Source organism: Methylobacterium aquaticum (assembly GCF_016804325.1).
Classification (GTDB): Bacteria; Pseudomonadota; Alphaproteobacteria; order Rhizobiales; family Beijerinckiaceae; genus Methylobacterium; species Methylobacterium aquaticum_C.
In genome coordinates, this window is sequence record NZ_CP043627.1 from 685,798 (window position 1) to 699,732 (window position 13,935).

At 71.7% G+C, this 13,935-nt stretch carries 9 protein-coding genes; 7 read left to right on the plus strand and 2 right to left on the minus strand.

Annotated elements, in window-relative coordinates; all coding sequences use genetic code 11:
* The first annotated feature begins 217 nt into the window (after positions 1-217).
* From F1D61_RS03035 to F1D61_RS03065, 7 genes are all read left to right on the plus strand, one after another.
* On the plus strand, positions 218-976 hold the full coding sequence (locus F1D61_RS03035; protein ID WP_203156457.1) for an SDR family oxidoreductase: 759 nt from the start codon (positions 218-220) through the stop codon (positions 974-976).
* Between the two features lie 73 nt (positions 977-1,049).
* Positions 1,050-2,453 (plus strand): dihydrolipoyl dehydrogenase, encoded by a 1,404-nt coding sequence (gene lpdA, locus F1D61_RS03040; RefSeq protein ID WP_203156458.1) that lies wholly within the window; start codon positions 1,050-1,052, stop codon positions 2,451-2,453.
* A gap of 348 nt (positions 2,454-2,801) precedes the next feature.
* Positions 2,802-3,347, plus strand: coding sequence for a gluconokinase (locus tag F1D61_RS03045; protein ID WP_203156459.1), 546 nt, complete (start codon positions 2,802-2,804; stop codon positions 3,345-3,347).
* A gap of 163 nt (positions 3,348-3,510) precedes the next feature.
* Positions 3,511-7,338, plus strand: coding sequence for an ATP-binding protein (locus tag F1D61_RS03050; RefSeq protein ID WP_203156460.1), 3,828 nt, complete (start codon positions 3,511-3,513; stop codon positions 7,336-7,338).
* A 285-nt stretch (positions 7,339-7,623) separates the two neighbouring features.
* Complete coding sequence (locus F1D61_RS03055; protein ID WP_203156461.1) at positions 7,624-9,303, plus strand: DEAD/DEAH box helicase; 1,680 nt, start codon at positions 7,624-7,626, stop codon at positions 9,301-9,303.
* A 303-nt stretch (positions 9,304-9,606) separates the two neighbouring features.
* Positions 9,607-10,485 carry an aldose 1-epimerase family protein gene (locus tag F1D61_RS03060; protein WP_203156462.1) on the plus strand — a complete coding sequence of 293 codons (879 nt, stop codon included), beginning with the start codon at positions 9,607-9,609 and terminating at the stop codon, positions 10,483-10,485.
* 69 nt (positions 10,486-10,554) lie between these two features.
* Positions 10,555-11,520 carry a tyrosine recombinase XerC gene (locus F1D61_RS03065; protein WP_203156463.1) on the plus strand — a complete coding sequence of 322 codons (966 nt, stop codon included), beginning with the start codon at positions 10,555-10,557 and terminating at the stop codon, positions 11,518-11,520.
* A 243-nt stretch (positions 11,521-11,763) separates the two neighbouring features.
* Here the strand turns inward: F1D61_RS03065 and F1D61_RS03070 are convergent, their stop codons facing one another.
* Entirely contained in the window at positions 11,764-13,227 is a 1,464-nt protein-coding gene (locus tag F1D61_RS03070; RefSeq protein WP_203156464.1) for an MDR family MFS transporter, read from the minus strand.
* A 113-nt stretch (positions 13,228-13,340) separates the two neighbouring features.
* Positions 13,341-13,802, minus strand: a complete 462-nt coding sequence (locus tag F1D61_RS03075; RefSeq protein WP_203156465.1) for an Lrp/AsnC family transcriptional regulator — start codon at positions 13,800-13,802, stop codon at positions 13,341-13,343.
* Between the last annotated feature and the right edge of the window lie 133 nt (positions 13,803-13,935).

Here is a 13,935-nt window from a genome sequence, read left to right on the forward strand (position 1 = left end):
AGTGGGAGAGGGGCCGGGGGTGAGGGTGCTGCGGTTCCGCAGAATACGGAACCGTCCAGCTGCCAGCACCACGCTCAGCGATTCTGACTGAAGCGTGTCACCCTCACCCCTACCCCTCTCCCACACGGGAGAGGGGATCCCGCGCCTTGATCGTTCCAGGAGGCTCCCCTTGACAGTCCAGCTGTTTAGGGCCCCTCGCAACAGGGAGCACGGGGTCATGGACAAGGCTGTCTCGGACAAGGTCCTGGTGGTCACCGGCGGCAGCCGCGGCATCGGCCGGGCGGTCGCCCTGCGCGCCGCGCGGGCCGGCTGGCGGGTCTGCTTCTCCTACGTCGCGGCCAAGGACGCCGCCGACGCCCTGGTGCGGGAGATCGAGGCGGCCGGCGGCACCGCGCTCGCCGTCAGGAGCGACGTCGCGCTCGAGGCCGACATTCCGGCGCTGTTCAAGGCGGCCGACGGCCTCGGCACGCTCGGCGGCCTCGTCAACAATGCCGGCGTCGTCGACTACGCCGCCCGGGTCGACGAGATGACGTTCGCCCGGCTCCACCGGATGATGACCACCAACGTCATCGGCTCGTTCCTGTGCGCGGGCGAGGCGGTGCGGCGGATGTCGACCCGGCATGGCGGCCAGGGCGGCGTCATCGTCAACCTCTCGTCGGTGGCCGCCCGCCTCGGCGCGCCGAACCAGTACGTCGATTACGCGGCGTCGAAGGGCGCCATCGACACCTTCACCACCGGGCTCGCCGGCGAGGTCGCCGAGGAGGGGATCCGGGTCACCGGCGTCGCCCCCGGGCTGATCGAGACCGAGATCCATGCCAGCGGCGGCCAGCCCGACCGGCTGGCGCGCTTGAGCCCGCTCGTGCCGATGAAGCGCGCCGGCACCGCCGACGAGGTCGCCTCGGCGATCATGTGGCTTCTCTCGGACGAGGCCTCCTACGCCACCGGCACGACGCTGACGATCTCGGGCGGCCGCTAACTCTCCTCACCCCATCCCCGTCATCGGCGGCTTAGCCCATGAGGCCCGCCGCTCCCAACCTCGCGAGTCCAGAATGTCGTCCTACGATCTCGTCGTCATCGGCACCGGCCCCGGCGGCTATGTCTGCGCCCTGCGCGCCGCCCAGCTCGGCCTGAAGACCGCCGTGGTCGAGAAGCGCCCGACCCATGGCGGCACCTGCCTCAATGTCGGCTGCATCCCCTCGAAGGCCCTGCTCCACGCCTCCGAGGCGTTCGAGGAGGTGACCAAGCACTTCCCGGTGCTGGGCATCACCGTCGGCGAGCCGAAGCTCGACCTGGCGAAGATGATGTCGTTCAAGCAGGAGGGCGTCGACGGCAACACCAAGGGCGTCGCGTTCCTGCTCAAGAAGAACGGCATCGACGCCTTCCAGGGCACCGGGCGGCTGGCCGGCGCCGGCCGGGTCGAGGTCACCTCGGAGGATGGCAGCAACCAGATCCTGGAGGCCAAGAACGTCGTCATCGCGACGGGCTCGGACGTCGCCAACCTGCCGGGCGTGACGATCGACGAGGAGGTCGTGGTCTCCTCGACCGGCGCCCTCGACCTGACCAAGGTCCCGGGCAGGCTCGTGGTCATCGGCGCCGGCGTGATCGGCCTCGAGCTCGGCTCGGTCTGGCGGCGTCTCGGTTCCGAGGTCACCGTCGTCGAGTACCTCGACCGGATCCTGCCGGGCATGGACGGCGAGGTCGGCAAGCAGTTCCAGCGCATCCTGCAGAAGCAGGGCATCACCTTCCGCCTGTCGCAGAAGGTCACCGGCGTCGAGCGCAGCGGCGAGGGTGCCAAGGTCACCGTCGAGCCGGCCGCGGGCGGCACGGCCGAGACCCTGGAGGCCGACGTGGTCCTCGTCGCCATCGGCCGCACGCCCTACACCGCGGGCCTCGGCCTCGACACGGTCGGCGTCCAGCTCGACAACAAGGGCCGGATCCAGACCGACGACCGCTACGCCACCAACGTCACCGGCATCTACGCCATCGGCGACGTGATCGCCGGCCCGATGCTCGCCCACAAGGCCGAGGACGAGGGCGTCGCGGTCGCCGAGATCCTGGCCGGCAAGGCGGGCCACGTGAATTACGGCGTGATCCCGAACGTGGTCTACACCACGCCGGAGGTCGCCTCGGTCGGCAAGTCCGAGGAGGAGCTGAAGAAGGACGGGATCGCCTACAACACCGGCAAGTTCCCGTTCACCGCGAACGGCCGCGCCAAGGTGAACCACACCACCGACGGCTTCGTGAAGGTGCTGGCCGATGCCTCCACCGATCGGGTGCTCGGTGTCCACATCGTCGGGCCCGATGCCGGCAACCTCATCATGGAGGTCGCGGTGGCGATGGAGTTCGGCGCCTCCTCCGAGGACATCGCCCGCACCTGCCACGCCCACCCGACCCTGACCGAGGCGGTGAAGGAAGCCGCCCTCGCGGTGGAGAAGCGCGCGCTGCACATGTGAGCGCGACGGCTATACCCCTCCCCCCTGCGCAGGGCTGTCCGGGAAAAGAATGGCGCGCCTCCCCTCTCCCGTGTGGGAGAGGGGCCGGGGGTGAGGGTGGCTCGGCTTAAGGATAATTCGCTGGGCGTCGAGCTGCGCAGCTCGACAGTTCTGGGTCATTGCGGAACCCGAGCCACCCTGCGCGATCTTCGATCGCCCCTACCCCTCTCCCACTCGGGAGAGGGGATCCCGCGCCTTGATTTCGAAGGGGTTTTCCCCGGACAGCGGTGCGGCAGAAGGGGAGGGTGACGCGCTCAACGCGGTATCGTCTGCTTGAGAATGACAAAGAAAACGGGAGGACACGCTACGATGGACAATGCCCCAGGCAATCCGATTCCTCCCGCTGTCATCGTGGTGATGGGCGTCTCCGGCTCCGGCAAGAGCACGGTGGCGAGCCTGCTCGCCGGCCGGCTCGGCTGGGAGTTCGAGGATGGCGACGATTTCCATCCCCCGGCCAACGTCGAGAAGATGCAGGCCGGCCACCCCCTCACCGACGAGGATCGCTGGCCCTGGCTCGCGGCCATCGCGGCCTGGATCGACCGGCTCCGGGCCGAGGGGCGGCACGGGGTGGTGACCTGCTCGGCCCTCAAGCGGGCCTATCGCGAGATTCTGGTCGGCGATCGGCCGGACGTGCGCCTCGTCTACCTCAAGGGCGACCGCGATCTGATCGGCCGGCGCATGGCCGCCCGCCACGGCCACTTCATGCCGACGAGCCTGCTCGACAGCCAGTTCCGCACCCTGGAGGAGCCGGCGTCCGACGAGAACCCGCTCGTGGTCTCGATCGGTGCCACCCCGCAGGCGATCGTCGCCGAGATCGGCGGGGCCCTGACCGGCCGGCCGGCGCACGGCGCCTGATCCCACCCAGGACGAACCGCACCCGGCGGGCCGGACGCCCCGGTCGGTCGGAGTTTTTCCAGAAAATACGCTCGTCCGGCCCGTCGCGTCAGGATTCCTTTATGCCTGGTTTTTGACACTCCGCGGCGCCCGTGCCATCGCGGGGGCATGCTGGACGATACTCATGCCGGGTAAGTGGACGAACGCGTACGAGACCCTGTTTCCCGGCGGGGGCGAGATGGGCGCCCGCCTGCGCGCCCATGACTGGGCGGCGACGTCCCTCGGGCCGATCGAGGCCTGGCCGCAATCGCTGACCACGGCGGTGCGGATCATGCTCGGCTCCCGCTTCGCCATGTGGATGGCGTGGGGACCCGACCTCGCGTTCTTCTATAACGACGCGTACGGGCCGACGCTCGGCGTCAAGGAATCCTGGGCGCTGGGCTCGCGCTCGGACGTGGTCTGGGCCGAGATCTGGCCCGATATCGGGCCGCGCATCGCCCAGGTGCTGCGCACCGGCGAGGCGACCTGGGACGAGGCTTTGCTGCTGTTCCTGGAGCGGCGCGGCTTTACCGAGGAGAGCTACCACACCTTCTCCTACAGCCCGCTCGCCGACGATGCCGGCACCGTCACCGGCATGCTCTGCGTTGTCTCGGAGGAGACCGAGCGGGTCATCGGCGAGCGGCGCCTGCGGTCCTTGCGCGACCTCGGCGCCGGCATGGCGGCGGCCCGCACCGCGGCGGAGGTCGGCACCGTCGTCGCCGCCTGCCTCGGGGAGGGGACCGGCGACCTGCCGGTGGCGCTGGCCTATCTCGCGGGCGACGCGCCGGCCCTGCTGGCCCGGGCGGGAATCGGGCCGGATCACCCGGCCGCCGGACGGGCGGCCGAGGCCGCTACCGCCGCGATGGACCACCTCGATCCATCCGGCCAAGGTCTCTCCGGCCAAGGCCCCTCCAGCCAGGCCTCGGTGCTGCTGCCGGTCGAGGCGCTGGGCCCGTCATTTGCCGCCCTGCCGTCCGGCCCCTGGGACCGGCCCCCCACCCACGCGCTCGTCGTGCCGATTGCCCAGCAGGGCCAGGCCCGTCCGGCCGGGGTGTTCGTCGCGGGCCTCAACCCCTACCGGCCCCTCGACGAGGAATATCGCGGCTTCGTCGAGCTGTTCGTCGGCCAGATCGCCACGGGGCTCGCCAACGCCAACGCCTACGAGGCCGAGCGGCGCCGGGCCGAGGCCTTCGCTGAGCTCGACCGGCAGAAGACGGTGTTCTTCTCCAACGTCAGCCACGAGTTCCGCACGCCCCTGACCCTGATGCTCGGGCCGCTGACCGAGGTGCTGGATTCCGCCCCCGCCACCCTCGATCCCGACACCCGCCGCCTGGTGGAACTCGCTCACCGCAACGGCCTGCGGCTCCTGAAGCTCGTCAACGCGCTGCTCGATTTCTCGCGCATCGAGGCCGGCCGGGCGCAAGCCGCCTTCGAGCCCCTCGACCTCGCCCGCTTCACCGCGGAGCTCGCCTCCAGCTTCCGCTCGGCCACCGACAAGGCCGGCCTCGTCCTCGGCGTCGAGTGCGAGAGCCTGCCGGAGCCGGCCTTCGTTGATCCCGAGATGTGGGAGAAGGTCGTCCTCAACCTCGTCTCCAACGCCTTCAAGTTCACGCTGGACGGCGGCATCGCCGTGCGGCTGCGGGCGCAAGGGGGCCGGGCGGTGCTGTCGGTGGCGGATACCGGCCTCGGCATCCCGGAGGCCGAGCTGCCGCGGCTGTTCGAGCGCTTCCACCGGGTCGAGGGCGCGCAGGGGCGCAGCTTCGAGGGATCGGGCATCGGGCTCGCCCTGGTGCAGGAACTGGTCCGGCTCCATGGCGGTACGGTCGGGGTCGAGAGCACGGTGGGCGAGGGCAGCACCTTCACGGTGAGCCTGCCGCTCGGCCGGGCCCACCTGCCGCAGGATCGCATCCGCGCCGCCCGGGCCGGCCTCTCGACCGCCACCCGCTCCCACGTCTTCGTCGACGAGGCGACGCGCTGGCTCGACGACGGGGCGGTGGGCCCGCCCGATCTCGGCGAGGTGCCCCGTTCCTCCCCGTCCTGCCTCACCGGCCGGGTGCTGCTCGCCGACGACAACGGCGACATGCGGGCCTATGTCCGGCGCCTGCTCGGCGACAGCGGCCACGTCGTCGAGGCGGTGGGCGACGGGCAGGCGGCGCTGGAGGCGGCCCGCCGCCACGCGCCCGACCTCGTCCTCTCCGACGTGATGATGCCGGGCCTCGACGGGTTCGGGCTCCTCGCGGCGCTGCGGGCCGATCCGGCGCTCCGGGGCATTCCGGTGATCCTGCTCTCGGCCCGGGCCGGCGAGGAGGCCCGCATCGAGGGCTTGGCGGCGGGCGCCGACGACTACCTGATCAAGCCGTTCTCGGCCCGCGAGCTGCTGGCCCGGGTCGAGACCAACCTGCGCCTCGCCCGGGTCCGGCACGAGGCGGCGGATGCCCTGCGGCGGGTCAACGAGACCCTGGAGGCCCAGGTCACCGAGCGCACCCGCGAGCGCGACCGGATGTGGCGCCTGTCGAAGGACGTGATGCTGGTCGCGCGCTTCGACGGCACGATCGCGGCGCTCAACCCCGCCTGGCACGCGGTGCTCGGCTGGACGGAAGCCGACCTCGTCGGCCGCCCGTTCCTCGACCTCGTCCACCCGGACGACCGCGAGCGCACCCTGGCGGAGACCAGGCGCCTCGCCGACGGCCACGCGACGCTGCTCTTCGAGAACCGCTACCGCCACGCCGACGGCGCCTACCGCACCCTGTCCTGGACCGCGGTGCCGGGGGAGGACCACCTGCACGCGGTCGGGCGCGACGTGACCGAGCAGCGCGAGCTGGAGGACGCCTTCCGCCAGTCGCAGAAGATGGAGGCGGTGGGCCAGCTGACCGGGGGCATCGCGCACGACTTCAACAACCTGCTGACCGGCATCGTCGGCTCCCTCGACCTCCTGTCGACGCGCCTGGCGCAGGGCCGTACCGACGTCGCCCCGCGCTACATCGAGGCGGCGCTGACCTCGGCCCACCGGGCCGCGGCGCTGACCCACCGGCTCCTCGCCTTTGCCCGGCGCCAGCCCCTCGATCCGCGGGCCGTCGATGCCAACGCGCTGGTCGCCTCCCTGGAGGACCTGGTGCGCCGGACGCTCGGCGAGACCGTCACCCTGGAGACCCGCCTCGCCGACGGCCTCTGGCCGACGCTGTGCGACGCCAACCAGCTCGAGAGCGCGATCCTCAACCTCGCCATCAACGCCCGCGACGCGATGCCCGAGGGCGGGCACCTCGCCATCGAGACCCGCAACGTCACCCTCGACGGGGTCTTCGCCGCCGCCCACGGCGACGTGGCGCCGGGCGCCTATATCCGGCTCGCCGTGACCGATACCGGCACCGGCATGCCGCCCGAGGTGGTGCGCCGCGCCTTCGATCCGTTCTTCACCACCAAGCCGATCGGGCAGGGCACGGGTCTCGGCCTGTCGATGATCTACGGCTTTGCCCGCCAGTCCGAGGGCCATGCGGTCATCGCCTCGGAGGTCGGCCGCGGCACCACCGTGGCGCTCTACCTGCCCCGCCACGACGGTCCCCTCATGGAAGCCGAGAGCCCGGCCGCCGGCCCGGCCGAGCCGCCCGCCGGCAGCGGCGAGACCGTGCTGGTGGTGGAGGACGAGCCGGCGGTGCGCGGCCTCATCGTCGACGTGCTGCGCGATCTCGGCTACCAGGCGCTCGAGGCCCAGGACGGTCCGGCCGGCCTCGCGGCCCTGCGGGGAGCCGCCCGCATCGATCTCCTCGTCACCGATGTCGGCCTGCCGGGCCTCAACGGCCGCCAGCTTGCGGATGCCGCCCGCGAGCACCGCCCGGGGCTCAAGGTGCTGTTCATCACCGGCTACGCCGAGAACGCCGCCATGGCGGGATTTCTCGCCCCCGGGATGCAGATGATCACGAAGCCCTTCCCGGTCGATCTCCTGGCGCGCAAGATCCGGGCGATGATCGAGGGCTGATCCCCCGCCCGGAACACGTCGCCCGGAACGCACCCGATCCGCCGACATCATCCCGCTCGGGGCATCCCTCTGGGGGTGCCACCCATGCGGGGGGCGGGGTGGACCTGCGGGCGGAACCCCTGTAATGGCTGCCTCCTCCACGAAAAGACCGTAGGGATTCCCCGCGCGCCGCAGAGCGCCCGCCGCCGATGCGGCCGGCCCTCTCCACGAGGCCACGAGCTGCCAGGCCGTGCCTCCGGAGCCGATTCGATCCCCGCGCGTCGCTATCACCGGGATCGAATCCACGTGCCTTTTCCTGTTCTGCCCGCCCCCCTCGCCAAGGCCCTCGCCGACCGCGGCTACGAAGACCCGACGCCGGTCCAGGCCGCCGTCCTCGAGCCCGAGACCGAGGGGCGCGACCTCGTCGTCTCGGCCCAGACCGGCTCCGGCAAGACCGTCGCCTACGGCCTGGCCCTCGCCCGCACGCTGCTGGGCGATGCCGAGATGCTGCCCGCCCCCGGTGCGCCGCTCGCGCTGGTGATCGCGCCGACCCGTGAGCTGGCGCTCCAGGTCCACCGCGAGCTGTCCTGGCTCTACGGCCCGGCCGGCGCCCGCGTCGTCTCCTGCGTCGGCGGCATGGATCCGCGGCGCGAGAGCCGCTGGCTCGCCGACGGCGTCCACATCGTGGTCGGTACCCCCGGCCGCCTGCGCGACCACCTCGAGCGGCGCAACCTCGACCCCTCGGCCTTGCGCGCCGTGGTGCTCGACGAGGCCGACGAGATGCTCGATCTCGGCTTCCGCGAGGACCTCGAATTCATCCTCGGCACGACGCCGGCCGAGCGGCGCACCCTGCTGTTCTCCGCCACCCTGCCGAAGGCCATCGTGGCGCTCGCCGAGTCCTACCAGCGCGATGCGAAGCGGATCGCGGTGGTCGGCGAGACCAAGGCCCATGCCGACATCGAGTACCGCGCCTTCCGCATCCTGCCGCGGGAGACGGAGCTCGTGGTGGTCAACACCCTGCGCCAGATCGAGGCGCGCACCGCGATCGTGTTCTGCAACACCCGCAATTCCGTGCGCCACCTCCAGGCGGTGCTGACCGAGCGCGGCTTCCAGGCCGTGGCGCTCTCGGGCGAGCTCGGCCAGGGCGAGCGCAACGCCGCCCTCCAGGCGCTGCGCGACGGCCGCGCCCGGGTCTGCGTCGCCACCGACGTCGCCGCCCGCGGCATCGACCTGCCGGGTCTCGGCCTCGTCATCCATGCCGAGCTGCCCAACGACGCGGAGGTGATGCAGCACCGCTCCGGCCGCACCGGCCGGGCCGGCCGCAAGGGCATCAGCGTGCTCCTGGTGCCGCCGTCCCGCCGCCGCCGGGCCGAGGAGCTGATGGTGCGGGCGAACGTGGTCCCGGTCTGGTCCGGCCCGCCGCCGGCCGACGAGATCCGCACCCTCGACCAGGAGCGCCTGCTCCAGGACCCGCTCGTCACCGACGAGGTGAGCGACGAGGACCGGGCGATGGCCCAGTCGCTGCTCGCCCAGCGCTCGGCCGAGGATCTGGCCGCCGCCCTGGTGCGGGCCTACCGCTCGCGCCTGCCGGCGCCCGAGGAGGTCACCGATCCGGGCTTCACCACCGGCCGCGGCGCGATGACCAAGCGCGAGACGACCCCGCGGGACGGCCCGCGCGCCCCGTTCGGGTCGAGCGTGTGGTTCCGCCTCAATGTCGGCCGGCGCGACAATGCCGATCCGCGCCGCCTGCTGCCGATGCTGTGCCGCCGCGGCGACGTGACCCGCGAGGAGATCGGCGCGATCCGCATCTTCGACCGCGAGACCAAGTTCGAGGTCCGCGGCGGCGCCGCCGAGCGCTTCGCCCACACCTTCCCGCGCACCGGCCCGGCCGACCTCCAGGTCGAGGCCCTGGCCGGCGGCGAAGCCGAGGTCCCGCCGCGTCCCCGCCAGCCCCGGCGCAGCAACAACACCGCCCGGCGGGGGTGAACTTCCGCTCTCTCGATCCCTCCCCCCTCTGCGCGTGGCTGTCGCTGAAAAGAATGGCGCGTCTCCCCTCTCCCGTGTGGGAGAGGGGTCGGGGGTGAGGGTGACACGCTTCAGTATAAAGCTGAGATCGTCGTGCTGGCAGCTCGACGGCTCAGGGTCATTGCGGAATCGTGTCACCCTCACCCCTACCCCTCTCCCACACGGGAGAGGGGATCCCGCGCTTGATTCTCAAAGGGATTTGCCCTGGATAGTCCTGCCGCAGAGGGGGGAGGGTTCACGCCCGGCCAGCCCTACGAGGCCCCGATGACCGACACCGTCGAGATCCGCCACCGCGACACCACCGCCCGCCTCGCCCTCGCCGGGGCCGAGCCGGTCTCCTGGCGGGTCGGCGGCACCGAGTACCTGTGGGAGGGCGATCCGGCGCACTGGAACCGCCATGCGCCCTGGCTCTTCCCGGTGGTCGGCGCCTCCGCCGGGGGCGCCGTCACGGTGGCGGGCCGGGCCTACCCGATGGCGCAGCACGGGTTCGCCCGCGACAGCCGCTTCACGGTGGTGGCGCAGGCCGAGGACAGCGTGACCCTGCGCCTGACCGACGCCCCGGAATCCCGCACGCATTACCCGTTCGCCTTCCGCCTCGACATCACCGCCACGGTGCGGGACGGCGCGCTGACCTTCGCCTGCGAGGTCCACAATCCGGGCTCGGAACCGCTGCCCTACGGCCTCGGCTTCCACCCGGCCTTTCCCTGGCCCTTCGCCGGCGGCGAGCGCGCGGCCGGGGGCGGCTACGCGGTGCGCTTCGAGCAGCCCGAGCGGCCGGCGGTGCCCGAGGTCGGGCCCGGCGGGCTGCTGGTGCGCTCCGAGCGCGCGCTGCCCCTCGCCGGCGACACCCTGCCCCTCGATCCCGAGATGTTCACCGAGGCGCTGGTGTTCCTGAACGCCCGCAGCCGGGCGATGCACTTCACCGCCCCGTCGGGCGCGACGATCACCCTCGAGGCCGAGGATTTCCCGCATCTCGCGGTCTGGACGAAGCCGACGGCGCCGTTCCTGTCCCTCGAATGCTGGACCGGCCACGCCGACTGGATGGGCTTTTCCGGCGAGCTGGCGGAGCGCGATTCGCAACGCCTGCTGGCGCCGGGCGCGAGCGCCCGCCACGGCGTCACCTTGCGCTTCACCCCCGCCTGACCGGGAACGTCAACCCCCCATAAACCGGATCGGGGGCCTATTCGGTCTCCAACCGGAGCCCGGCCCCCAATGTCCGACGCAGAATCCGTCGACCTGCTGCTGCCCGGCGCCCCCGACGTGCGGGCGGCGGCGATCACCTGGCTCGACGGGCTGGCCACGGAGCGGCGCCTGTCGCCCAACACCGTCGAGGCCTATCGGCGCGACCTGCGCCAGTTCCTCGCCCACCTGGCCAAGGGGGGCACGAACCCCGACATCCCGACCCTGATCGGGTTGAAGCCCCGGGACGTCCGCGGCTTCATGTCGGCGCGACGCCAGGACGGCGTCGGCGGGCGCAGCCTGATGCGGGCGCTCGCGGGCCTGCGCTCGTTTGCCCGCCACCTCGACCGGGAGGGCCACGGCAGCGTCGCGGCTCTGTCCGCGGTGCGATCGCCCAAGGTCGAGCGGCGCCTGCCCCGCCCGCTCCCGGTCGCGGCCGCCATCGCGATGGCGAGCCCCGACATCCGGCTCGGTGAGGATCGTCCCTCCTGGGTGCTGTCCCGCGACGCCGCGGTGCTGGCGCTCCTCTACGGCTCGGGCCTGCGCATCTCGGAGGCGCTCGGCCTCACGCGGCGCGATGCGCCGGTCGGCGGGGTCGATGCCGTGACGGTGGTCGGCAAGGGCCAGAAGACCCGCAGCGTGCCGGCGATCGCCCAGGTCCAGGCCGCGGTGGAGGAGTACCTGAAGCTCTGCCCCTACGCCCTGCCGCCGGAGGGGCCGCTCTTCGTCGGCGCCAAGGGCGGTCCGCTCTCGCCGCGGATCGTGCAGCTCGCCGTCGCCTCGATGCGCGGGGCTTTGGGGCTGCCCTCGACCGCGACGCCGCACGCCCTGCGCCACTCCTTCGCCAGCCACCTGCTCGCCCGCCAGGGCGACCTGCGGGCGATCCAGGAATTGCTGGGCCACGCCTCCCTGGCGACGACGCAGGTCTACACCAAGGTCGACTCCGCCCGCCTGCTCGACGCCTTCGACGCCGCGCATCCGCGGGCGCGGGCTTCTTGAGAATCTGGTTGAACGGAGGGCTTTTGCGGATGTCTGACGAGAGTTTAATATAACCCACCCTCCACCTCATCCTGAGGTGTTAGTCGATCGAAGATCGACTGACCTCGAAGGAGGGCTCCAGAAGTCTCAGAGATTTCTGGAGCCCTCCTTCGAGGCTCCTTTCAGTCGCACCTCAGGATGAGGTCGCGGATGGGAGGGACGATCGCCGCTGGCTGCATATCACTGTCGTATATAGGGTGCCAGCTACTCCGCCGGCACCTCGCGCGCCCGCCCGAGCGCGACGTGCGGCACCAGGAGCGCGGTGGCGAAGGCGGCCGCCGAAATGATCAGCACCGCCCAGAAGGTCTGGTGCAGGGCGTGCTGGAGCACCATCCGCACGGTCTCGGCCTCCCCCGGCAGGCCGCCCGCCGCCAGGGCCTGCTGGAGGCTGTCCGCCGTGACGGTGCTGCCCGCCGCCGAGAGCCCGTGATTGAGCACCGCGCCGAAGATCGTGGCGCCGAGCGTGCTGCCGAGGTTGCGCGAGAAGATGTTCGAGGCGGTGGCGCTGCCGCGCTGGGTCCAGGGCACGATCTCCTGGATCAGCATCAGGGACGCGTTGCTCAGGAGCCCCATGCCGAAGCCCATGACGAGCGAGCCGACGCCGGCCTGGACTGGGTGGCTGCCGGGCTGGAGCGTCACGATGGCGAGCGCGCCGAGCGGCAGCATCAGGCCGCCGGTGACCAGGATGCGGCGCAGGCCGAACCGGTGCAGGGAGCGCGCCGCCAGCGTCGCGCCCATCGGCCAGCCGAGCACCATCACGGTCAGCGCCATGCCGGCGACGATCGGCGTCTGCCCGAGCACGCCCTGCACGTACATCGGCAGGAAGGTGGTGAGCCCGATGAGCGCCATGCCGGCGAGCAGCGACGTGCCGTTGGCGGCGGCGATCGGCCGGCGGCGCCAGAGCGCGGCGTCGATCACCGGCTCCCGCGCCCGCCGCTCCTGGAACGCCAGCAGCACGGCCGCGACGATCCCGAGCCCGGCGGCGATGCCGACCACCGTCCAGCGCGCCTCGCCGGCCTCGGTCAGCGCCACCATCAGCGCGGCGACCGTGAGGGTGAACAGGGCGGCGCCCGCCGCATCGACCGGCCGGCGCTCGCGCCGCTCGCCCTCGTGCAGGAAGGCGACGAACAGGCCGCTCGCGACGAGGCCGACCGGCAGGTTGATCCAGAAGATCCACGACCAGGAGGCGTGCGCGATGATGAAGCCGCCCGCCACCGGCCCGACCACCGCCGAGATCGCCCAGACGCTGGCGAGGAAGCCCTGGATCCGCCCGCGCTCCTGCGCGGAGTAGAGGTCGCCCACGATGGTGAGCGAGACCGGCTGGATCGCGCCCGCGCCGATGCCCTGGATCAGCCGGAACGCGATCATCGCCGGCATCGACCAGGCGAAGCCGCACAGCACCGAGGCCGCGAGGAACACCGCGATGCCGGCAAGCAGCACGGGCTTCCTCCCGTGGATGTCCGCGAGCTTGCCGAACACGATCGTGGCGGCGGTCTGGGTCAGGAGGAAGCCGGAAAACACCCAGGCATAGAGGGAGAGCCCGCCGAGCTCGCCGACGATGCCCGGCATCGCCGTGGAGATGATGGTCGCCTCGATCGCCACCATCGCCATCGAGGCCATGACGGCGGCGATCACAAGGGGACGGCGCGTCGTCCGGGAGGTGGTCATGCGGGGCTTCGTCGGGCAGGGGGGAGGATATCGGCCGCAGCTAGACCGATCGGCCCGGAAAGCAACCGGCGCCCGGCGCAGGCCAGACCCGCGCAATTGTGCGCGGCGTCGACTTACTCAGCGTAAGTCACCGGCAGGGCGGTGGTGTACTTGATCCGCTCCATCGCGAAGGCGGAACTGACGTCGTAGAGTTCGACCGACTGGATCAGCCGCTTGTAGACCCGGTCATAGGCCGCGATGTCGGGCACGACGATGCGCAACAAGTAGTCGATCTCGCCGCTCATGCGGTAGAACTCAACCACTTCGGGGATCTGCGCCACGGCGGCGCAGAAGCGCTCGGCCCAGTCGGCATTATGCCGGTTGGTGCGCACCGAGACGAACACCGTGACGCCGACCCGCATCCGGTCGGGATCGAGGAGCGCCACCCGGCGCTGGATCACCCCTTGCGCCTCCAGCTTCTGGATCCGCCGCCAGCACGGCGAGGCCGACAGGCCGACCCGGGCGGCGATCGCCTCGAGCGATTCGGCCGCGTTCTCCTGGAGGCACAACAGGATTTTCCGGTCGAACTCGTCCACGCGAAATTTTCCCAACCGATCGCGATATAGCGCAACCTGATTGCGCGATCATGCGAAAACGGAGGAAAATTTGCAATCCGCCTTCGCGGGGTCCGTGCGATCCTTAGCCTGCCTTTCGAGACCCCAGGAACCC

Coding starts and splice junctions, on each gene's coding strand:
- F1D61_RS03070 (WP_203156464.1), bottom strand. CDS start 13,227: ATGACCACCTCCCGGACGACGCGCCGTCCCCTTGTGATCGCCGCCGTC.
- lpdA (WP_203156458.1), top strand. CDS start 1,050: ATGTCGTCCTACGATCTCGTCGTCATCGGCACCGGCCCCGGCGGCTAT.
- F1D61_RS03035 (WP_203156457.1), top strand. CDS start 218: ATGGACAAGGCTGTCTCGGACAAGGTCCTGGTGGTCACCGGCGGCAGC.
- F1D61_RS03050 (WP_203156460.1), top strand. CDS start 3,511: ATGCCGGGTAAGTGGACGAACGCGTACGAGACCCTGTTTCCCGGCGGG.
- F1D61_RS03045 (WP_203156459.1), top strand. CDS start 2,802: ATGGACAATGCCCCAGGCAATCCGATTCCTCCCGCTGTCATCGTGGTG.
- F1D61_RS03060 (WP_203156462.1), top strand. CDS start 9,607: ATGACCGACACCGTCGAGATCCGCCACCGCGACACCACCGCCCGCCTC.
- F1D61_RS03065 (WP_203156463.1), top strand. CDS start 10,555: ATGTCCGACGCAGAATCCGTCGACCTGCTGCTGCCCGGCGCCCCCGAC.